At 67.2% G+C, this 23,415-nt stretch carries 8 protein-coding genes, 1 tRNA gene and 1 pseudogene; 6 read left to right on the forward strand and 4 right to left on the reverse strand.

What is annotated here, in order from left to right; genetic code table 11:
• Positions 1–5 precede the first annotated feature (5 nt).
• Positions 6–1,484, reverse strand: a complete 1,479-nt coding sequence (locus IEW02_RS24015) for an alpha,alpha-trehalose-phosphate synthase (UDP-forming) (RefSeq protein WP_229746291.1) — start codon at positions 1,482–1,484, stop codon at positions 6–8.
• 31 nt (positions 1,485–1,515) lie between these two features.
• Complete coding sequence (locus tag IEW02_RS24020) at positions 1,516–1,689, reverse strand: hypothetical protein (RefSeq protein WP_188547798.1); 174 nt, start codon at positions 1,687–1,689, stop codon at positions 1,516–1,518.
• A gap of 130 nt (positions 1,690–1,819) precedes the next feature.
• Between IEW02_RS24020 and IEW02_RS24025 the strand changes: the two genes are divergently transcribed.
• The 4 genes from IEW02_RS24025 to IEW02_RS24040 all read left to right on the forward strand — a co-directional run bounded on the left by IEW02_RS24025 (position 1,820) and on the right by IEW02_RS24040 (position 20,375).
• A complete protein-coding gene (locus IEW02_RS24025) occupies positions 1,820–2,662 on the forward strand; it encodes an alpha/beta fold hydrolase (protein ID WP_188547800.1) in 843 nt (280 codons plus the stop codon).
• 101 nt (positions 2,663–2,763) lie between these two features.
• Complete coding sequence (locus IEW02_RS24030; protein ID WP_188547802.1) at positions 2,764–18,756, forward strand: non-ribosomal peptide synthetase; 15,993 nt, start codon at positions 2,764–2,766, stop codon at positions 18,754–18,756.
• A gap of 42 nt (positions 18,757–18,798) precedes the next feature.
• Positions 18,799–20,130, forward strand: a complete 1,332-nt coding sequence (locus IEW02_RS24035; RefSeq protein ID WP_188547804.1) for a lysine N(6)-hydroxylase/L-ornithine N(5)-oxygenase family protein — start codon at positions 18,799–18,801, stop codon at positions 20,128–20,130.
• Positions 20,127–20,375 (forward strand): MbtH family protein, encoded by a 249-nt coding sequence (locus IEW02_RS24040; RefSeq protein WP_188547805.1) that lies wholly within the window; start codon positions 20,127–20,129, stop codon positions 20,373–20,375. Before IEW02_RS24035 ends, IEW02_RS24040 begins: the two co-directional genes overlap by 4 nt.
• A 12-nt stretch (positions 20,376–20,387) precedes the next feature.
• Here the strand turns inward: IEW02_RS24040 and IEW02_RS24045 are convergent, their stop codons facing one another.
• On the reverse strand, positions 20,388–21,839 hold the full coding sequence (locus IEW02_RS24045) for a threonine/serine exporter family protein (RefSeq protein WP_188547807.1): 1,452 nt from the start codon (positions 21,837–21,839) through the stop codon (positions 20,388–20,390).
• Positions 21,840–21,897: 58 nt separating this feature from the next.
• A complete protein-coding gene (locus IEW02_RS24050) occupies positions 21,898–22,533 on the reverse strand; it encodes a maleylpyruvate isomerase family mycothiol-dependent enzyme (protein WP_188547809.1) in 636 nt (211 codons plus the stop codon).
• Positions 22,534–22,671: 138 nt separating this feature from the next.
• On the opposite strand from IEW02_RS24050, the gene IEW02_RS24055 reads away from it, so the two are divergent.
• Both IEW02_RS24055 and IEW02_RS25265 read left to right on the forward strand, forming a co-directional pair.
• Positions 22,672–22,743, forward strand: a tRNA-Thr gene (locus tag IEW02_RS24055).
• A gap of 419 nt (positions 22,744–23,162) precedes the next feature.
• A pseudogene (locus tag IEW02_RS25265) lies at positions 23,163–23,415 on the forward strand (uracil-DNA glycosylase); the annotation flags it as partial.

Consider the following 23,415-nt stretch of genomic DNA (forward strand, 5'->3'; position numbering starts at 1 on the left):
GGCGCCTATTCTTCCTCGGCGTCACCGATCTCGCGATTGGACACGAGATGGCTGGGCACGTCGTCTCCGGTTCGGTTGAGCGCGGACAGGAACGACCGCGCCCACCGGTCCACGTCGTGAGCCAGGACCTGCCTGCGCATGGCCCGCATGTAGCGTCGGCCGGTCTCACGGTCCTGTTCGATCGCAGACACCATCGCGTCCTTGACCGAGTTCAGATCGTGCGGGTTGCACTGGTACGCCTGCCGCAATTCGGCTGCGGCGCCGGTGAATTCGCTGAGCACCAGCGACCCACCCAGATCGCTGCGGGACGCCACGTACTCCTTGGCGACCAGGTTCATACCGTCGCGCAGCGGGGTGACGAGCATGACGTCGGCGGCCAGGTAGTAGGCGGTGAGCTCGTCGCGGGGAACGCCCCGGTGCATGTAGTGGACCACCGAGTGGCCGACGCGACTGAACTCGCCGTTGATGCGCCCGACCATGCTTTCGATCTCGCCGCGCATGTGCTTGTAGCTCTCGACGCGTTCGCGGCTCGGGGTGGCGATCTGGATCATCACCACGTCCTCGGGGTCGACGCGCCCCTCGGTCAGCAACTCCAGGAACGCGTTCAGCCGGACGTCGATGCCTTTGGTGTAGTCGAGGCGGTCGACGCCGAGCATGATCGTCTTCGGGTTGCCCAGCTCGCCGCGCATCTGCTGCGCGCGGTCTCGCACGTTCTTGCGGCGCGACTTCTCGTCGAGGTCGCCGGAATCGATGGAGATGGGGAACGCGCCGACGCGGACGTCGCGGAATCCGACCTGCACCACACCGAGTTTGGTGCGGACACCGACGCTTCCGCGCGAGGTGGGTTGGCCGGCGAGCCGCCGCGCGAGGTAGAGGAAGTTCTGGGCGCCGCCGGGGAGGTGGAAGCCGATGAGATCGGCGCCCAGCAGGCCTTCGACGATCTCCGTGCGCCATGGCATCTGCATGAACAGCTCGACCGGCGGAAACGGAATGTGCAGGAAGAACCCGATCGTGAGGTCAGGCCGCAGCATTCGCAGCATCTTCGGGACGAGTTGCAGTTGGTAGTCCTGCACCCAGACCGTGGCGTTCTGCGCGGCGGTCTTGGACGTCGCCTCGGCGAAGCGGCGGTTGACCTCGACGTACGCCTCCCACCACGTTCGGTCGTAGACGGGCCGGACGATGACGTCGTGGTAGAGCGGCCACAGCGTCGCGTTCGAGAATCCCTCGTAGTAGTCGGCGACTTCGCGCGCCGACAACCCGACCGGAACGAGCTCGAGTCCGTCTTCGTCGAACGGGTCGACGTCGACGTCCGGAATTCCCGGCCACCCGACCCACGCGCCGTGATTGCTGCGCAGGATCGGCTCGAGAGCGGTGACAAGCCCACCGGGGCTCTTCTTCCAGCGTTGCGTTCCGTCCGGAGCGGTGTCGAGGTCTACGGGCAACCTGTTGGCGACAACGACGAAGTCGGAACCTGCTGCAGCCACACTGAATTCCTTAGTTATGGGTTCTCGAAACCTAGTCGGTCTTGAGGGCGGGACCGATTCCGAGCATCGCGAGCAGCATGCGGCACTCGTCGGCGTCGGTGGCGTACGCGGCGACGACGCGCTGTGCGTCGCGCGCGGTCTCGTCGGCCAACGGTTCGATGTCGTCTTCGGCGATGTCTGTGGTGTCGGACGTCTTGGCGACCATGGGGTACTCCGTACGGTTAGCGATGTGCTGGTGGTTACCTAGTACCCAAACTCTATGTAAATCCTCGCCCGTCCTGCAAAGTCACGTCGGGATCTGTCAGCACAGCCCCGAAGAAGGAGAGCCCAGCGCGATGCCGATCGGCACCATCAACGGAATTCGGTTGAACTACTCGATCACCGGCGCCGGCCCGCTCGTGGTCATGATCATGGGCACGGGCAGTCCCGGCCGCGTCTGGCAGCTCCATCAGGTCCCCGCGCTGACCGCTGCCGGGTACCGCGTGTGCACTTTCGACAACCGCGGAATCCCGCCGACGGACGAGTGCGCGAGCGGCTTCACGATGGCCGACCTGGTTGCCGATACCGCCGCGTTGATCGAGCGCGTACGCGACGGCGACGAACCGGCGATCGTCGTCGGCACCTCCATGGGAGCTCGGGTCGCTCAGGAGCTGGCGTTGAGCCGTCCCGAGCTGGTCGCCAAGGCCGTGTTCCTCGCCGGCCACGGCCGTCTCGACGAATTCCAGAAGGTACTCGGGCAGGGCGAGAAGGATCTGGCCGACGCCAAGACCGCCGTCCCCCCGAAGTACGCGGCAGCCGTCACCGCTGCGCTGAACCTCTCGCCTGCGTCGCTGAAGGATCCCGTCAAAGGCCGAGACTGGCTCGACCTGTTCGAGTTCTCCGCTCAGCCCACCACGCCCGGTCTGCGTGCGCAGCTGAACCTGGACGACGACTTCGACCGCGTCGAGGCGTATCGGGGCATCACCCGTCCGTGCCTGTCCATCGGGTTCGCCGACGACCGCATGATTCCGGCGTACCTGTCCCGTGAGATTGCCGACGTGATCCCCGGCGGGCTGTATCTGGAGATCGCCGACGCGGGGCACTACGGATACCTGGAGAAGCCGGATGTGGTCAATGCGGCGATCGTGGAGTTTCTGCGGGCGCCCGTTTCGGACTCAGGGGCACCCTCACACCGATAGATCGACTGAATGTGCCCCTCAGTCGGAACGCAGGCCGATCAGCGTCCCTAGTTTGGGTAGCCTATCGTTAGTCGGGTTCAGGCCCCGACGAACGGATCTCGATGCCGACTCGCACCACGCTCGCGCTGACCGCTGCTCAGACCGAGGTCTGGGTTGCCCACGCGCTGTCGCCGTCTGCGTCGCTCTACAATATCACCCTCATCATCGAGGTGACGGGACCGCTGGACATCGACCGCGTGCGACGCGTCGTGCACTCCACCGTCGAGGACGCCGAGACGGTCCACATGCGTTTCGACCTCGATGCCGAGGTGCAGTACCTCCAGCGTGAGGACTGGGAAGTCGAACTGGTCGACCTGCGCGGCGAGGCCGACCCCACGGCAGCGGCCCACGCGTGGATGGAAGCCGACCGGCAGAGCGTGCCCGACCCGGCTGCCCGACTGTTCGCCCAGGCAGTGCTGCGGCTCGCCGACGACACCACCTACTGGTACCAGCGCTACCACCACAGTGTGATCGATGGGTACGGCGTCTCGCTCATCTTCGAGGAGGTGCGGCACCGGTACGACAACGACATCGAATCGCGACCTCTCTCATGGTCTTTGGCCCCGATGATCGACGCCGATCGCGCGTACCGCGAGTCACCGTCCTTCGCCAAGGACCAGGCGTACTGGCTCGGCCGCGTCCTGGACCAACCCGAGCCGGCCATGCTGGTGCCTGACGTCCCCGTCACCGGAGTGTCGATCCTCGAACGATACGAACTCGGCTTCGACAGTGCGAACCGGCTGTACGAGTACGGTTCTCGTGAAAATCTGCGCCGTACGCGCATCGCTTGCGCCGCGCTGGTCGCCTACATCTCCGCCGCCACCGGACGCTACGACGTGGTTCTGTCGTTCCCCACCACCGCGCGGGTCGGACGCCTCGCCCGCTCGACCCCGTCCATGGCGTCGACCATTCTTCCTGTGCGCGTGCCGTTGTCGCCGTCGATGACCCTCGGCGACATCGGGCGCGCCGTCGAAGCCGCGCTGGTCGGTCTCGTCCGGCACGGCCGCTACCGCGGCGAGGATCTTGCCCGCGCGGTGTCCGAAGCCGACCCCGAGCGTCGACTCTTCGGACCGGGCATCAACATCTTGATGTTGGCCACTGCCAACACGTTCGGCGGCAGCCCCGCGAAGATGCTGACCCTGCACACCGGCCCGGTGCACGACATCGACTTCACCCTCACCGGCGGCCACGACGGCGAACCGCTCGTCTTCGACCTTCGCGCCAACGCCGGTGTCGAGACGGAACTGGCCGATCATCGACGTCGGCTCGCATTCGTTCTCGACCAGATCGTCGCGCAACCGGACCGCCCGCTGTCCTCGCTGACGACGATGCCCGACGACGAACGCCGCCTGATTCTCGAGACCTGGAACGACACCGCCGCCCCCACCCGCTCCGAGTCCGTCCCGGATCTGTTCGCTCGGGCCCTCCCCCTGACCCCCGACGCTATTGCTGTCAGGGCTTCCGGCCGGACACTCACCTACCGACAACTGGGTTCTCACGTCGCCCAGTTGGCGCACGCTCTGCTTGGGGCGGGCTTGACACCCGAAGGCGTGGTGGCTATTTCAGTCCCGCGCTCGCCCGAGATGGTGGTCGGCGTCCTCGCCGCCATGGTGGCCGGCGGCGCGTTCGTTCCGCTGGACCCGTCGTGGCCGCAGGAGCGGCGTCGGCGGGTGTTGGAGGAGTCGCGCGCGCTGTTCGTGCTGGGCGGGGAGGGCATGCCGCTCGACCTGACCTCGTGGGCGTACTCGGATCTGCCGGACACGTTGCCCTCCTTGGCCATCGAGGGTTCGCGCCTCGCCTACGTCATCTTCACTTCCGGCTCCACCGGGACGCCCAAGGGTGCCATGATCCGCCACGAGGCCATCTGCGCCCGCCTGCGGTGGCAGGCGGAGGAGATCCTCGGTTTCGGGCCGGGCGACGCGACTTTGTTCAAAGCGCCGCTGTCCTTCGACATCTCGGTCAACGAGATCCTGCTGCCGCTCGTCACGGGCGGCACCGTGGTGATCGCCGACGACGGCGGTGAGAGGGATCCGCAGTACTTGTTGGACACCATCGCCGAGCACGGCGTCACCTTCGTGTACTTGGTGTCGTCGATGCTGGACGTGCTGCTCGACCTTGCGCGGGGCACGGACAAGCTGGACGGCCTCAGCCATGTCTGGTGCGGCGGTGAGGTTCTCACGCCGGCACTGTTCCGTCGCTTCCGGTCTCAGGTGGACGCCACGCTCTACCACGGGTACGGCCCCGCCGAAGCCACCATCGGCGTCTCGCACGTGATCTACCGTGACGACGCCGACCGAATCGCGACCTCGATCGGCCGCCCCAACCCCAACACTGCGCTGTACGTGCTGGATTCGCGCCTGCGGCCGGTGCCGGCGGGTGTGGGCGGCGAGTTGTACGCGGGTGGGTTCCTGCTCGGCCGCGGGTACGTGAGCGCACCGGCTCTGACCTCGAACCGGTTCGTCGCCAACCCGTTCGGGCCGGGCCGCCTCTACCGCACCGGCGACCTCGCCCGGTGGGCACCCGACGGGACATTGGACTTTCTCGGGCGCGCGGACAATCAGATCAAGATCCGCGGCATGCGCCTCGAGCTCGAGGACGTCGAGGCGGGGGTGTCGTCGCATCCGCAGGTTCGCCACGCCGCTGTCGACCTTCGGGTGACCGACGCCGGAGTGAAGTATCTGGCGGCATACGTGATTCCGGAAGGCCACCTCGACGTGTCCACCGTGAAAGTTCACGCTGCCTCCGTGCTTCCCGAGTACATGGTCCCCACCGCGTACGTCGTGCTGGAGAAGTTCCCGGTGACCGCCAACGGAAAACTCGACCGAAAGGCGTTGCCGGAACCACTGTTCGGCGGTGAGGGCGTTGCCGCGCGCACCGACCTCGAACGCACCGTCTGCGACATGATGGCCACGGTCCTCGGTGTCGACAGCGTCGGTGTCACCGACGACTTCTTCTCCCTCGGCGGCGACAGCATCGTTGCGATCGCCCTGGTCGGCGCCGCCCGAAGGCAGGGGTTCGACCTCGGAGCGCGGGACGTCTTCACCCTCCGCAGCGCCGAAGCGATCGCCGCGGCGCTCGAAACCCGCAGCGGCTCCGTCGACGATACGGAGGACAACCCCTACGGCGAGGTGCCCCACACGCCGATCATGGCCCGCACCCACGATCGCGGTGGACACGTCACGGGCTTCCACCAGTCGGTGACGATCCCGACGACGGACGACCTCGACACCCTCAATCACGCACTGAACGCGGTGATCGACCGGCACGACGCCCTGCGCGCACGGCTCACCGGCGACTGGTACCTCGAGACCGTTCCCGAAAAGCGTGACAACGTCATCGATTCGAGCGCAACCGATCCCGTCACCCGTCTCGACCCCGCGGCGGGACACATGATCGCCGGATCGCTCCACGACGGCAGACTCACCCTTGCCGTGCACCACCTCGTCGTCGACGGCGTGTCCTGGCGCATCCTTCTGGGGGACCTCGCAACCGCGTTGTCCGGTGCCGAACTGCCTCCGGTCGGTACCTCGGTGCGCCGGTGGGCAGAACTGGTCTCCGCGGTCGACGTCGACTCCCAACTCGACTACTGGAGCGAGATCGCCGCGCACACCGACGACCCCATCGGGTCCGGCGTTCTCGACGCTGTCGACGGCGACTTCGACTCTCTCACAGTGATATCGGCCGACACCCTGACCGCGACGGCCGACGCCTTCCGCACCGGCCCCGACACAGTCCTGCTGGCCGCGCTGGAAGCGGCCCTCGGTGCGTGGCTCGGCCGCGACCGGATCACCGTCGACGTCGAAGGCCACGGGCGCGACGAAGATATCGTGGACGCACGCGTCGACCTCACCCGCACAGTCGGATGGTTCACCACCATCTTCCCGTTCGTCCTGCAGCCCGGCGACCCCCGCGGTCTCGCCGCGCTGAAGGACCGCAGGCGGGCCGTGCCGTCCGACGGATTCGGCTACGGAATCCTGCGCCACCTCCGACGCGATCAGGTCCTGCTGGACTGGGTCGGCCCGCAGATCCTCTTCAACTACCTCGGCCGCATGGACGGCGGAGGTGCCGAGTTCACCGGCGGCAACGATCCGTCGATGCCCGCCGATCATGCACTCACCATCGACGTCATCGCCACCGACGAGGGTCTGCGCAGCACCATCCGTTGGGCGCGCACCGTACTGAGTCGCGCCGACGTCGACCGGTTCGCCGAACACTGGACCACCGCCCTCGCCACACCGCCGACCGGACCGACGTTGTCGCCCAGCGATTTTCCGCTGGTGACACTGACCGCGGTCGATGTCGACCGGTTCGACGCCGAGGACGTACTCCCGACGACCGCCCTGCAGGAGGGCATTCACTTTCACAGCACGATGGCCGACGGCGACGACCCCTACATCGTGCAGCAGGCGATCGAGCTGACCGGTCCCGTCGAGACCGACCTGCTGCGCGCCGCGGTACAGCGACTGGTCGATCGACATCCCGCGCTGCGCACCGGGTTCCGTGCGCTCGCCGACGGCCGTGTCGTGCAGGTCGTCGCAAAGCGGGCGACCGTGCCGTTCACCGTCATGGTCACCGGAGATCCGAACGCGGTGATGCGCGCCGACCGGCACACGGCGTTCGACCTCGAATCGTCGCCACTCGTCCGCTACACGTACCTGGAAGACAGTCGGACGCTGCTGCAGTCGATCCACCATCTCGTCGCGGACGGCTGGTCGGTCCCGATCATGTTGCGCGACTTGCTCTCCCTCTACGGCAACGTGACCCTGCCTGCGGCGCCGTCACCGGCTCGCTACGCGGAGTGGGCGGTCAGGCAGGACGACTCCGCCTCGCTGGACAAGTGGCAATCCGCGCTCACGGGCATCGAAGAAACCCCATTGCCCGGGCGGCCGTCCCGCCCCGGCGTGCACAAGACCACGGTGTCACTGTCCGACACCGATACGGCGACCCTCGTCGCCCGCGCCCGCGCCGACGGTCTCACCATCAGCACGCTCGTGCACGGAGCGTGGGGAATCGTGTTGGGCCGCTTCGTCGGGCGCGGTGACGTCACCTTCGGATCGACCGTCTCCGGCCGCGGTGTCGATGTGCCCGGCATCGAGTCCATCGTCGGCCTCTTCATCAATACCCTCCCCGCGCGTCTGCGCTACCGCCCGGACGAGACCGTCACCGCCGCGCTCACGCGCTGGCAGGACGAGCAGGGTCGCTTGCTCGACCATCATCACGTCGGCCTGCCGGACTTGGCCCGAACCACCGGTGTCCGAACGATGTTCGAGACGGCAGTGGTCTTCGAGAACTATCCCCTCGGCGACGGCGCGATCAGCGACCCGTCCGGCACCGTGTCGATCACGGGAATTCGCTTCGACGAGAACCCGGCGTACCCCATCACGCTCATCGTGGTGCCCGGTGACCGATTGACCATCGACATCACCGTCGACACCGCGCGCGTCGATGCGTACACCGCCGACGCGCTCGCCGCCGGCATGCACGCGGTCCTCACCGCACCCGCCGATGCGGTGATCGGCCGCATCGGACTCAGCAGTGCGGATCTCGCCCACACCGGTGAAGTAGTGCACCGGCCCGGGCACACCCTGGTCGACCTGCTCGACCGGCATCGGACCAGTGAATCCCCGGCGGTGCAGTTCCAGGACACCGTGCTCACCTACGCCCAACTGCACGCCCGCGCAGACGAACTGGCCGAGGACCTGCGCTCGCGTGGTGTCGGACCCGAAGCGATCGTTGCGGTCACGCTCGCGCGATCGACCGACCTGGTCGTCGCCCTGCTGGCGGTCGTCAAAGCAGGCGGGGCGTACCTGCCCATCGACCCGGGGTACCCCGCCGAGCGCATCGACTTCATGCTCGCCGATGCCGACCCGGTCTGCGTGATGGGCGACGGGCTGTCGATCACCGGAGCCGCGACACCTACCGACTCAACCCCGCTGCACCCCGACAACCCCGCCTACGTCATCTACACCTCCGGCTCCACCGGCCGCCCGAAAGGTGTTGTCGCCACTCATCGCGGCATCGTCAACCGCCTCGGGTGGATGCACGAGGCCACGCCGCTGACTGCGTCGGATCGAGTGCTGCAGAAGACGTCGTCGAGCTTCGACGTGTCCGTCACGGAGTTCTTCGGCGCCCTCACCGTGGGTGCGACACTGGTGGTCGCCGAGCCGGAGGGGCACCGGGACACCACCTATCTCGCCACGCTGATGCGCGACGAGGCACTCACCTGGGCGCACTTCGTGCCGTCCATGCTCGAGATGTTCCTCGCGGATCCGCTTGCCGCGCAGTGCACCAGCCTGCGTGTTGTCGTCTGCAGTGGGGAAGCGTTGCCCGAGGCGACGGCCCGCCGATTCGCCGAGGTGTTGCCGCACACCCGTCTGGACAATCTGTACGGCCCCACCGAAACGGCGGTCGATGTCACGGCTGCACAGAATGTTCGCGACACCGTCTCCATCGGCCGCCCGATCTCGAACGTGCGCGTGCTCGTGCTGGATTCGTGCCTCACCCCCGTCGGGCCGGGCGTTGCAGGCGAGCTCTATCTCGCCGGCCCGGCTCTCGCACGGGGTTACCTCAAGCGGCACGGCCTGAGCAGCGCGCGCTTCGTGGCCGCACTCGACGCACCGGGGGAGCGGATGTACCGCACCGGTGACGTCGTAACGTTGCAGGAATCCCGACCGGCCTCCGGCCTTCCCGAGGAATCCCGACCGGCCTCCGGCCTACCCGAGGAATCCCGACCGGCCTCCGGCCTACCCGCACATGCCGGCACCCTGCGCTACCTCGGCCGTGCGGACGGCCAGGTCAAGGTCCGCGGCTTGCGCATCGAGCTGGGTGAGATCGAAACCGCACTGCGCGAACATGACTCGGTCGATCGTGCCGCCGTGGTGGTCCGTCACGACCGGGGCACCGATCAACTCGTGGCCTACATCGTGGGTGACGCCTCACCCGAGCTTCTGCGCGACTTCCTCGGGGCCCGCCTGCCCGAGTTCATGGTTCCCACGACCATCGTGCCCGTCGAGTCGTTTCCCACCGGTCCGAGCGGCAAGCTGGACAGGAACGCGCTCCCGGCGCCGCCGACGAGTGCGGCGGCACCCGCCACGGGGGACGGCCAGGCGCAGATCATCGCCGCTCACTTCGGAGAGATCCTGGGCGACCCCGCGATCGGGCCCGACGACGACTTCTTCGCCCGCGGGGGCGACAGTATCCTTGCGATCCGGTTGGTCAACCTGGCTCGTGCGCAGGGCATCACGCTGACCCCGCGCCAGGTGTTCGAGCTCCGGACACCTCGCGCGTTGGCGGGCGTCGTACCCGATACGTCTACCGAGGTCACGCCCGAAGACGACGGTCTCGGAGAACTCCGGCCCCTCCCCGCCGTGCACCGCCTATCCGAATGGTCGGGCAGCACCGACCGGTTCAACCAAGCCGTGCTGCTCACCGTCCCGCCGGCGGCGCTCTCCACGACACCCGAAGCCGCGCTGACCGCCGTCGTCGACAACCACCCCGCACTGCGGTCGGTCCTGACCCGGCACGCAGCGGGCGTCTGGTCGGTGGAGGCAACCGCCGGCAGCAACCTCGTCTTCCGAACCACCGACACCCTCGACATCGAGTCGCAATCCCAGTGGGCCACAGACCAACTGAACCCTGCCGCCGGCATCACCGTCGTCGCGGTCTGGTTCGACCAGGGCGCAGAGCCGGGCCGCCTCCTCCTCGTCCTGCACCACCTCGTGGTCGACGGCGTCTCGTGGAGCATCCTGACCGAAGACCTCGCCACCGCGTGGATCGCCGCGGATTCCGGGCAGAATGCGACCCTCGAACCCGAACGCACCACCCTGATGGCCTTCGGCCGACTCCTCGACGAGGACGCCCATCGCGCAGGTCGAATGGCCGAACTGCCGATGTGGCAACGGGTCACGGCCCCCGGAGCCCAACTGGTCGGCACCGAGTCGCCGACGGCCACCATCGGGTCCGGCGCCCGCCGACGCGTCACCGTCGATGCCGACACCACGCGCGCACTGCTGACGTCGGTACCGGCCATGATCCGCGGTGACATCACCGACGTACTGCTCGGCGCCTTCCGTGTCGCGGTGTCCCGCTGGTTCGCCGAGACCGGCCGCGACCGTGACGCCGACGTTCTCGTCGACCTCGAGCGCCACGGACGCACCGAACTCGATGCCGACCTCTCGCGCACCGTCGGTTGGTTCACGTCGTTCGTCCCCGTGCGCCTACCGGGCTGCGACTCCACCCTGGACACCGTCGCTGAGGTCAAGGAACGCCTGCGGACAGCCCCCGATTCCGGCATCGGGTACGGCATGCTCCGCTACGGCAACGCCCGCACCGCAGCCGTTCTCGCGGCCGGTGAGCCCTCGCAGGTGCTGTTCAACTACCTCGGCCGGATGCCCACGTCCGGTGATACACCGTGGTTCCCCGCGCCCGAATCCGACCGGGTGCGAGCCGATCCCGACGCGGACATGGCTGCGTCCTACCGTCTCGTCGTCAACGTCGTGTGCGAGGACGTACTGCGCGCCGATTTCGCCTGGTCCACCGACGACCTGACCGAGCACGACGTCGACGTCCTCTCGCGCGAATGGGTTGCGGCTCTGCAGGAGTTGGCCGCTCTCGATGGCCCCCGCATCATCACACCGTCCGACGTACCGTTGGTCGATCTGGATCGTGGCGCCCTGAACGACATTGCCGCCCTGGCGCCGAGCGGGCTGGAGACGGTGTGGCCGTTGACTCCGTTGCAGGAGGGGTTGTACTTCGAGGCCAGCACCAGTGCCACCGACATCTACACGGCGCAGTTCGCTCTCGACATGAGCCATGTCGACGTCGAGCGGCTACGAGAAGCATTGCGCGTGTTGCAGACTCGACACCCCGCGCTGCGCGCCGGGTTCACCACCGGACCGGTCCAGTTCGTCCCGGTGACAGCCGACGTCCCCATCACGGTCGAAGACATGACCGGTGCACCCGAATCGGCTGTCGCGGACCTGATGCTGCACGACCGCACCACACCCTTCGACCTCGAGACGCCGCCGCTGTGGCGAGTGATGGTCGTCCGTCTGACACCGGACCACGACAGGCTCGTCGTCAACCGCCAGTTCCTGCTGTGGGACGGGTGGTCCAACGGACTGGTCGTCGGCGAACTGCTGGCGCTGTACGCCGACCCGACCGCCACCTCCGTACCGTCCGACGCGTTCGAGAGGTACCTGCTGTGGTTGCGTGAGCAGGACTCCGCCGCCGCCCGCCGCTTCTGGTCTGTGACGTTCGACGGTCTGGACGAGCCCACAGTGGTTGCGCAGCGGCAAGTTCCGCCGGTGGGCTATCCGGAGCGCGTCGACACCGTCCTGGATGCCGACACCACGCGGGTGTTGACCGACGCCGCCCGACGTCACGGAGTCACCCTGAACGCGGTGGTGTCGGCGGCGCTGGCGCTGACCATCGGACGCGTGACCGGACGCGACGACGTGGTCTTCGGCATCACCGATGCCGGTCGGCCCCCCGAGGTCCCCGGACTCGACACGGCGCCGGGCATGTTCCTGTCCACCGTTCCCGTGCGAGCCCGCCTCGATCCGCGGGAGACGGTGGCCGAGCTGGCCCGCCGGGTGCAGTCCGAACGTCTCGACGCGCAGGCTCACGACTTCCTGGGTCTCGCTGCCATTCAACGAGAATCGGCCCACCGCCCGCTGTTCGACGTGCTGTACGTCCTGCAGAACTTCGTGGACGAGAAATCGGTGTCCGCCCTCGAGTCGGCGCACGACATCTCCGGCGGCACCAGCATCGATCACACCAACTACCCACTCACCGTGGTGGTGACACCGGGTACCCGCACCGCGGTCAAGTTCGAATACCGGCCCGAGGCACTCGATCTCGACCGCGTCGAGGCCATGCTGGCGCAGTTCGTCGGCCTGCTGACCGCGTTCGCCGACCGAGCCGACGTGCCGGCTGCCTCCGCGATCACGGTGAACCCGCCGCCGCGCGCAGACGTACGACCGGTGCCGGATCGGACCATCGCCGAGCTACTCGTCGACACCGCGCACCGGACGCCCGACGCCACTGCACTCGTCTTCGGTGACACGGCACTGAGGTATCGCGAGCTGTCCCTGCGCGTCGATCGGGTTGCCCGGCTCCTGCTCCAGCGCGGAGCCGCCCCGGAAACAGTGGTGGCGCTGGCCCTTCCGAGGTCCATCGACATGGTCGTCGCGCTGTTCGCCGTCCTCCGCACGGGTGCGGCGTACCTCCCGTTGGAGCTCGAGCATCCGGACGCTCGCCTGCACACCATCATCGCGGACGCGTCGCCGATCGTCCTGCTCACCGAGGCGCCCGAACGATTCGCGAACACCGGGGTGGACATCGTCTCGGTCGGTGACGCCGAAGACGGTGGGCTCCTCACCGCGGACGAGCTGCACCGTTTCCAGCCCAGCACAACGAGACTGGATCACCCTGCCTACGTGATCTACACCTCCGGTTCGACGGGGACGCCGAAGGGAGTCGTCACCCCGTACCGCGGCCTGACCAACATGCAACTCAACCACCGCGAGGCCATCTTCGAACCGGTCGTCGCGGCGGCCGGCCGCACGCTGCGTGTCGCGCACACGGTGTCGTTCGCGTTCGACATGTCGTGGGAAGAGTTGCTGTGGTTGGTCGAAGGCCACGAGGTGCACGTCTGTGACGAGTACCTCCGACGCGACGCCGAAGCTCTCGTTCGGTACGCCGCCACGCACGAGATCGATGTCGTCAACGTCACCCCCACCTACGCGGCGCACCTGATCGAGCAGGGACTGCTCGACACGTACCCACCCGCTCTTGTCCTGCTCGGCGGTGAAGCCGTGAGCGATTCGGTGTGGACCACCCTGCGCACCACGAACGGCGTCCTCGGTTACAACCTCTACGGACCAACCGAATACACCATCAACACGCTCGGGGCAGGCACCGACGAGAGCGTCACTCCCACCGTCGGTCGGCCCATCTGGAACACCACCGCCTCGGTCCTCGACGGCTGGTTGCGGCCCGTCGCGGACGGTGTTCCCGGTGAGCTCTACATCGCCGGTACCGGCGCAGCGCGCGGCTACCTGAACCAACCGGGTCAGACGGCAGCACGATTCGTCGCCGACCCGCACGGCACCGGCGAACGGATGTACCGCACCGGAGACCTGATGCGTCGCACCGCGTCCGGTCATCACGACTACCTCGGTCGCACCGACGATCAGATCAAGATTCGAGGACACCGCATCGAGCTCGGCGAGATCGAGTCCGTCGTCGGGTCGGTCGACGGCGTGCGGAGCGCCGCGGTGATCGTCGACGCGAACCGCATCGTCGCGTACGTGACGCCCGCCGATCTGGATCCCGCTGCGGTCCGACTGGCAACGGCGGCAGCGCTTCCCGATTACATGGTCCCGACCGTGGTGATGTCCGTGGCGCAGTTCCCGATGACCGTCAACGGGAAGCTCGATGTCGCTGCTCTGCCCGCGCCGGTGTTCGAGGTATCGATGTCCCGTGGCCCCGAGACCGACACCGAACGCGTGATCTGCGAGGTGTTCGCGCAGGTTCTCGAGGTCGACACTGTGGGCGCTCTCGACAACTTCTTCGACCTGGGCGGCCATTCGCTGCTCGCGACCCGGGTGATCGGGCGGGTGCGCAGTGCGGTCGACGTACCGGTGACGATCCGCGACCTATTCGAGGCGCCCACGGCAGAATCGTTGGCGCAGGCTCTGACTCGGCGAACGTCGACCGCTGCGCGACCTGTCCTGGCTCCGCGCGAGCGACCGAGCCTGGTCCCGCTGTCGTCTGCGCAACAGCGGTTGTGGCTCGTGCAGCAACTCGACGAGACGTCCACGGCGTACAACCTCCCCACCGCCCTGCGCCTGACGGGTGCGTTCGATGTCGACGTGCTCGAGCAGTCGGTGGCCGACGTTGTGCTGCGGCACGAGTCGCTACGGACGGTCTTCGGATCGGTCGACGGCGAACCGCATCAGATCGTCACCACGCGCACGCCGGTCGTCGAGCGGGATGTCGCCAATGTCGAGGAGTTCGTCGGCCGCGTCTTCGACCTCGCCCGCGACCTGCCCATTCGCGTTGCCGTGCAGCGAATCGCCGACGACGACCACGTCCTGGTGCTCGTCGTCCATCACATCGCGACCGACGAATGGTCGGACGTCCCGTTGCTCCGTGACCTCGTCGTGGCCTACGGTGCCCGGCAGCAGGGGTCCGCACCCATCTTCGCGCCGCTACCGGTGCAGTACGCGGATTACGCGTTGTGGCAACGGGATCTGCTGGGTGACCCCTCCGACGACACGTCGGTCGCCGGCCGTCAGCTCGCCTACTGGACGAAGGCCCTGGCCGCAGTGCCGGACGAGGTGTCGCTTCCGGCGGACCGTCCGCGACCGGCGCGGCCCAGCAACGTCGGTGGCGTCGTCGAGTACGAACTCCCGGCTGCTGTCACACACGGAGTCCGGCGCATTGCGTCCGACACGGGTAACAGCGTGTTCATGGTGTTGCACGCCGCGACGGCCGCGCTGATCAATCGTCTCGGGGGAGCGCACGACATTCCACTCGGCGCACCGGTCGCCGGTCGCGGCGAGGAAGCCGCCTGGGACCTCGTCGGATTCTTCGTCGGCACAGTGGTGCTGCGCACCGACGTGTCGGACAACCCCACTTTCGACACCCTTCTCGAGCGGGTGCGCGAGACCGACCTCGCGGCCTTCGCGCACTCGGACGTTCCCTTCGAGACGGTCGTCGACGCCCTCGCTCCGTCACGAACCCTGGCTCGAAACCCGTTGTTCCAGATCATGGTCAGCCACCACAACCGGACCGAACATGCTGTCGACTTGCCCGGTCTCGCCGTCGAACCGCTGAACACCGACCAGACCACCGCGATCTTCGACCTCGTCTTCGGTTACGCGGAGTATCTGGACACCGGACGCATCGTCCTGCGTCTCGAGTACGCGGCCGATCTGTTCGACCGCTCCACCGCACAGACCATCGCCGAGCGGCAGTCTCGACTGCTCGAGGAGGTGGTCGCCGACACGGCGCAGACCGTTGCGGACATCGACCTGTTTCTCCCCGCCGAGCGCCGCCAGGTCCTCGACGATTTCAACCGGACCGGCCGCGACGTGGTCGAGGAATCGTTGATCGACCGGTTCGAGTACTGGGTGGCCACCACTCCCGACAATGTCGCGGTGGTCGACGACGACGGCGCGATGACCTACGCCGAACTCGATTCACGCGCAACATCTCTCGCTGCAGTCCTGGCCGAGCACGTGCACCCCGAGTCGATCGTGGGTATCGCGGTGCCGCGGTCGCCGTTGATGGTGGCGACCACGCTGGCGGTGCTCAAGCTCGGCGCCGCCTACCTGCCGCTCGATCTCAAGCACCCGTCCGAGCGCATCGCGTACATGCTCTCCGACTCCGGTGCCGACGTCGTCGTGACGACCCGGGAGGTGTCGGATCAGGTTCCGAGCGAGCTGCCGAGAATTTTCGCCGAGACGGTCACCGACAGGCGAGTGGCGCTGCCCACCCGGCCGGCGTCGCTCGACCTCGCCGCCTACGTCATCTACACCTCCGGATCCACCGGACGGCCGAAAGGCGTTGTCCTGAGCCATGAAGGGATCGGCTCCCTCGTGGCAACAGCCGAGGATCGCATGCGACTGCGCACCGGGTCGACGGTGATGCAGTTCGCGTCGCCCGGGTTCGACGTCGCGGTGTTCGAGTTGTCCATGGCGCTGTGTACCGGATCGCGGCTGGCCATCGTTCCCGACGACGCCCGCGTGGCCGGACCGGAACTGACGGACTTCGCGCACCGGCACGGTGTCACGCACGCCATCATCCCGCCGTCCCTGATGGCCGCACTCCCGCCGGGGTGTGCGCTGCCCGAGGGGTGCACCGTTCTGGTCGGAACCGAGGCGGTGCCGCCTGCGGTCATCGCGACGTGGAGCGAACATCTCAATCTGCTTGCGGCGTACGGGTTGACCGAGGCCACGGTCAACAACACCCTGTGGCAAGCTCAGCCCGGCTGGACCGCGTCGGTTCCTATCGGCATCCCCGACCCCAACGAGCACGCGTACGTACTGGACTCGCGATTGCAGCCCGTCCCACCGGGCGTGCCGGGGGAGTTGTACATCGGTGGACGTGGTCTCGCCCGCGGGTATCTCGGCCAGCCTGGGCGCACCGCGGATCGATTCGTGGCGTGCCCGTTCCGGCCCGGACGAATGTATCGAACGGGTGACCGCGCGCTCTGGCGCGGCGACGGCAACCTCGACTTCCTCGGCCGTGTCGACGACCAGGTCAAGGTGCGCGGGTTCCGCATCGAGCCCGGTGAGATCGTGGCTGCGCTCGCCCAGCATCCCGGCGTGAATCAAGCTGCGGTGGTGGCGGATACCTCCTCGACGCTCACGCGGTTGATCGGGTACGTGACGCGAAGCCCCGACACCGGAAGGCCCGACACCGAGGGGCTGGACGGAGCGGATGTCCGCGCGTTCGTGGCCGACCTGGTGCCGGATTACATGGTGCCGGCGCTCGTGGTGGTGCTCGACGAGTTGCCACTCACGCCGAACGGAAAGCTCGATCGCGCCGCGCTTCCGGCCCCGCAGTTCTCGGGCGGGTCCGCGCAGCCCCGTACCGACACCGAACGGCACCTGGCGCAGATCTACGCCGACATCCTCGGTATCGACGCGGTCGGAATCGACGACAACTTCTTCGATCTCGGTGGGCACTCGATGGCCGCCATGCAGGTGGTCGGCAAGGCGCGGGCGCTCGGTCTCGACGTCGCGGTGCGCGACGTGTTCGACTCCCCGACCGTGGCCGAACTGGCCACGCGCGTCACGTCCGCGAGGTCGGGTCCGGGTCTGGTGCGCCGTGATCATCCCGACCTCAGAGCACTGTCGCCGGCGCAGATCACCCACCTGGCGCGTGCGGACGGAGCCGCGGATCACGCTCTTGCGTTGTACCGCTCGGCCGATCTTCCCCGCCTCGACGCGGACGTACTCCGGGCCGCGGTGCGCGACGTGAGCGCCCGGCACGAACCGCTTCGCGCGGTGTTCGTCGACGGCGGTGTCCGGCTCAGCGGCACAACCGAACTCGAGACGATCGACGTCGACGGTGACATCGGTCGTCACGCCTACGAGATCGCCCAGGAACGGCGTGATCTCGGTGCACAGCCGGGATTGCGCGTCGTCCTGCTCGACAACGGGCACGAGCAGGTGCTGCTGCTGGTCATGCACTACCTGGCGGTCGACGAGTGGTCCGTCGTACCTCTGGTTCGGGACCTGTTGTGGGCCAACGAGTCACGTGCACGTGGCGAGGAACCCGCGTGGCCCGCACTGCCCGTCGAGTACAGCGACTACGCGCAGTGGGCGACGGATTCCGTCGACCCGAGTGCCGTGTCGTGGTGGTCCGAGACGTTGCGCGGCATGCCCGGCCGAGTGGAGCTGCCCTGGGCGACCGGGTCGACGGTCACCGGAACGGACGCCATTCTGCTCGACATCGATGCCGACCGGCACCGCCGCATCGGCGAGGTGGCCGCTGCGACGGGCACCAGCCTCTACATGGTGTTGCACACGGCGTTCGCGCGAGCGGTGTCCGAGGTCACGGGCTGCCGTGATCTGCCCATCGCAGTGTTGACGTCAGGGCGCGGTCCGGACGAGGTCGACGAGGTGGTCGGCTGCTTCGGCGACCTGATCCCAGTGCGAACCGACGTGTCGGTTTCGAATGTGCTTGCGGCGGTGCGCACGTCGACACTCGCTGCACTCGACCACACCGGCCCGGCGTACGCCGACATCGTGTACGCCGCAGGGCTGCCGGAGCTGCTACGTCCGCAGCTCTCGATCGTCCACCATCAGCAGGCCGAACTCGGCAGTGCAGGAACGACATTGGGCGACATTCTGCCCATCCCGGTCGGAGCTCCATCGTCCGAGCTGACCTTGACGTTCCACGAACCGCCGGGGGAGGGGCCGGTGTTCGCGCAGCTGCAGTTCCCCCTGGGGGGCGTCGATCGCCGTGCTGTGGAGGCATTCGCGCGTCGATTCGTCCAGATCGTCGACGAGGTTGGCAGTGGTGGCAATGGAGGTTAGGCTTGCCTCTGCTAGGGAGACCCGAAGAATGGATGGATCGCAATGACCGTATTCGATGTCGTGGGCGTGGGTTTCGGCCCGGCGAATCTTGCACTGGCCATTGCGATCGAGGAACACAACGAGACCGCCGCACCCGCCGATCGCATCACCGCGGCGTTCGTCGAGCGCCAGACCGACTTCGGGTGGCATCGCGGCATGTTGCTCGACGGAGCGACCATGCAGATCGCGTTCCCGAAGGATCTCGCGACGTTCCGCAATCCGCGTAGCTCCTACAGCTTCTTCAACTACCTCTTCGAGAAGGAGCGACTGGTCGATTTCGTCAACCACCAGACGTTCTTCCCCACGCGGCTCGAGTTCCACGACTACCTCGCGTGGGCGGCCGGACGCGTCGGCGCCGAGGTTCGCTACGGCACCACCGTCGACTCGGTCGATCCCGTCGAGGACGGGACGCTCGTCGACGTGCGATGCAGCGACGGCACCATCCTGCGTACTCGCAACGTCGTCGTCGGCGCGGGGCTGAAGGAGCGGATCCCCGAATGGGCCACCCGTTCGCTGCGCTGCTTCCACAATCACCAGTTCCTGCACCGGATGGCCGAGCTTCCCCAGCCCACACACAACCGGTTCGTGGTGCTCGGAGCCGGCCAGAGCGCGGCCGAGGTGGTGCAGTACCTGCACCGCGAGTACCCCCGCGCCGAGGTGCACAGCGTCTTCTCGCGCTACGGGTACAGCCCTGCGGACGACAGCCCGTACGCCAACCGGATCTTCGACCCGTCCGCCGTCGACGAGCTGCACCGCTCGCCCGACGACGAGCGCGCCCGGTTGCTGGCGATGCATCGCAGCACCAACTACTCCGTGGTCGACATCGAACTGATCGACGAGCTGTACCAAACCGAGTACCGCGAGCGCGTCAGCGGGCGTCGGCGCCTGTTCATGCGTCGGGCGTCGGACATCGCGTCCGCGGTCGAGACGGCCGACGGGATCGAAGTGTCCATCGTCGACAAGATCGACGGCATCACCGACACCGTCGACTGCGACGCGATGATCCTCGCCACTGGTTTCACCCCGACCCCGCTGAACGACATCTTCGGCGATCTCGTGCCGGAGACCGTCGCGCAGCAGGAGGTGCGCCGTGACTACCGGCTGGTAACGCCGCGGATCACCGCGGGTATTTACCTACAGGGCGGCACCGAACGCACACACGGAATCACGGCGTCCCTGCTGTCCAACGTGGCCGTCCGAGCAGGAGAGATACTCGACTCGGTCATCGCCTGCCGAGGCGACGACTCCGAGGTTGCTAAGGTCGACCACGCAGCTTTTCAGTCAGACGCAGCCCACGAGACCGATACGACGTTTGCAGTAAGCGAGGCACGATGAGCACCAACCCGTTCGACGACGAAGACGGCCGTTTCTACGTTCTGGTCAACGACGAGGACCAGCATTCGCTGTGGCCGACGTTCGCCGAGGTCCCGCAGGGCTGGCGCGTGGTGTTCGGCGAGGAGAGCCGCGCCGCGTGCCTCGAGTACGTGGAGAAGAACTGGACCGACATGCGTCCCCGCAGCCTGCGCGAGGCCATGGAAGAAGACGCAGCCGGTCGGCATCGCGTCGACAATCCTTCCTGATCACTCAGCTTCTCAGCGCCACCTGTTTCGTTTTGCACGCGCCGAACCGCTGCTGCTCCGCTGGAATATCGGGCGGACCAGCGATTCGGTGCGTTGCACTATCCGGGGCCGACGCAGTGTTCGTGCGCCCCATTCTCCCAGCGTGACGCCACCCGCGAGCGCGCCCCCGGTTCCGACCGCCGCCAGCAGCGAGCTCAGTCCCAGCAGCGTCTGATCGGACAGCAACGCGAACAGTCCCCGGTACACCGACAGGCCCGGAAGCAACGGCGTGATGCCTGCGACCGCCACGATCAGCGGCGGAATCAATGCCCGGCGAGCCATGAGGCCACCCGCGAAGCCAACCACCGTCGCCGCGACCGCGGCCGCGAGCACCGGCCCGAAACCGATCTGCTGCGCCACCAGGAATACGAGGGCGCCCGCGAAACCGCCGATGAACGCAGCGGTGAGCGCGCGCCGTTCCGCGTAGCAGGCCAGGGCGTAGAAGATGGACGCGAACGCACCGGCCAGAATCTTGGTGGGCAGCTGGGCGATGTCCGGTGGTGCCGCGTTACTGAGGATCGGCAGTTCGGCGCCGAGCAGTGCGGCGATGCGCAGACTCGTCGCCACACCCGCGATGATGCCTCCCGTCATCATCATCAGCTCGAAGAAGCGCGCGGCGGCGGTGATCGGGGCCCCGGTGATGGCGTCCTGCACCGAGCCGACCAACGACAGACCCGACAGCAGCACCGTCACTCCGGCTGCGATGACCTGGCCCGGTGAGATCTGTACCCCGAGCTGGTCCTGGAAGTTGTAGAGCGTCAGAGCCGGGGCAGACGCGATCACACCGCCCACCACCTGCTGAAAGAAGAACGGCAGGCCCGCTCTGTTGAGGACGCGGCCGACGCGGTCGATCACCATCGTCGTCAGGAAGCTCACCAGCGCCACCAACAGACCGCCGCCGATCAGCACGGAGATCGCTGCTGCCATGCCCGACCACGCCAACGTCGCGATCCAGCGGTTGTAGGGGTGCGGAGCGCGGATGATCTCCATGAGCTCTGCGAGCGCCTCCTTGGGCGTCGGCACCTCCACACGAATCTTGCGGGCGAGAGCGTCCACGTCGGCCAGACGCGTGAAGTCCATCGACCGGTACTGCACGATGCGCATCGTGCTGGCCGGCGGAAGCGTCGGCCCGCGGTAGGCGCTGATGACGATCGAGTTGTACGTGACGTCCACGTCGCAACGGTTCAACCCGTAGGTCGACGCGACGAACAGCACCTGGTTGGCCGTGTCGATAGCGCCCGTTCCGGCCGCCAGATTCACCTCACCCATCCGCAGCGCGAGGTCCAGAACCTCGGTGACGCTGGCGTCATCGGTCAGGTCGATCGGCTGCAGCGGGCTCGGCGCGCCCATCGCGGTGTCGACGATGGCGCGGCGCTCGCCCGTGAGACGGGTCAGGGTGGACTGGAAACGTTCGAGAAGTGCCATGCCTCGTCTCGGTCTGTTGATCGGCGGTCGTTACCCGAGAAGGTACCGGTGCGCGCTGTCAGGTTCCCGAGGGCTGTCGTGACGCAAGAATGCGCACGCCCGGACCTTCCAGATCGGCGATCGCGTCAGCTCGTCCGGTCATAGCCATCAACAGCGATTCACCGGTGCCTCGCACGTCCGGTCCGCGCCCGTGGGACCAGTCGACATCGGTTGCAACCAGACGTAGCCCCCGGACTCTGATCGCACCGCGAATCGGCGGGGCGTACAGCGCGAACTGCAGAGCAATGGTCAACCTGTCCGACGGGATTGCCCTGGGTAGCTTCAGCGGTCGACGGATGTCCTGCTGGTGCACGAGCCCGTCCACGAGCGCGATCCGACCGCCGAACCCCGCCGTGAGACCAGTAGGGCGTCGGTGCTGTCGGAACAAGTCGACAATCCCACTTTGCGGAAGGTGGCCGAGTGAATCGACCCCCAGTTGATTGATCCGGTCGGGTGCGAACCTCGCTTTCACATAGCGCCGGAACAGGTCGGCACGGCTGAGCGACTCGAAGCTGATCGCGTGCGCAGCAACGTCTCTGACGGTCCAGCCCGCGCACAGGCTCGGCGACGCCCACTGCTGCGGTGTCAATCCCTCGAGCAGGTCCGCAAACTCCGACCGCTCGGCAACGGCAAGGTGCGTGTAGTCGACGGCCATGGTGCTCCTCCGCGCGGGTTGTCTGATGTGTGCAGAGGGTACGGGACACGACCGACATTTTGGTCTGCAGCAACGGGTGGCCGCGAGGGCGCGACGAGGCGACGTTATGATTGCCGCGCTCGGTTTCGCGACCGGCGCGCCTCCTTAGCTCAGTGGTAGAGCACTCGCCTTGTAAGCGAGCGGTCTTCGGTTCAATCCCGAAAGGAGGCTCTCGATATGCCTCTGACCAGCACGAATGCTCCGAAATAGCCTGATCTGACCTCTCGTTTCACGACTTCCCCCGGGTACGTCCGTGCAGGTCCGCCACGGTCCAGGGCCGTCCGGCCACCTGCGAAAACTACCGAAATCCGGCTCGATGTCACGACTTGTCACAACTCATCCGTAACTCGTTCGGTGGACGCGGGTACCCTAACCGACCCGATCTGGAATCGAAGTCGATGAGAAGACGGGTACAACAGGCATCACACGACCTGTCGTGGTTATCTGACAGGTGTGTTCAGGCAGCGGAGTCGTCGAACGCTCAGCAGTGGTCGTCGAGGCGAGCCACCGAGAGCTGGCGTCTACGGCTCACGGTGCGTTTCCCCATGGCCAGCAGTGCGTGTGGCGTGGTCAGCAGTGAGTGCGGCGGTATGACAGATGATGACGTGTGGTCCGGAAAGCATGCCCGAGCGCACGATGCCCCGGTCCGGTCACTCAATGCGTCGGTGTTGCGATGGAGGATCGACACTGCACGGTCCATTCCACTGTTCGATCCCGACGACGGCGGTGACGCGGCTCGCTGTCTGGTGCTGTTGGAGTCTCCGGGGCCGAAGACGATGCGTCCGGGCGGGACCAACATGTGTTCGTTCGACAATCCAGATCGAACGAACCCCGTGCTGAAAT

Origin of the sequence: Rhodococcoides trifolii, from assembly GCF_014635345.1 — a bacterium.
GTDB lineage: Bacteria > Actinomycetota > Actinomycetes > Mycobacteriales > Mycobacteriaceae > Rhodococcoides > Rhodococcoides trifolii.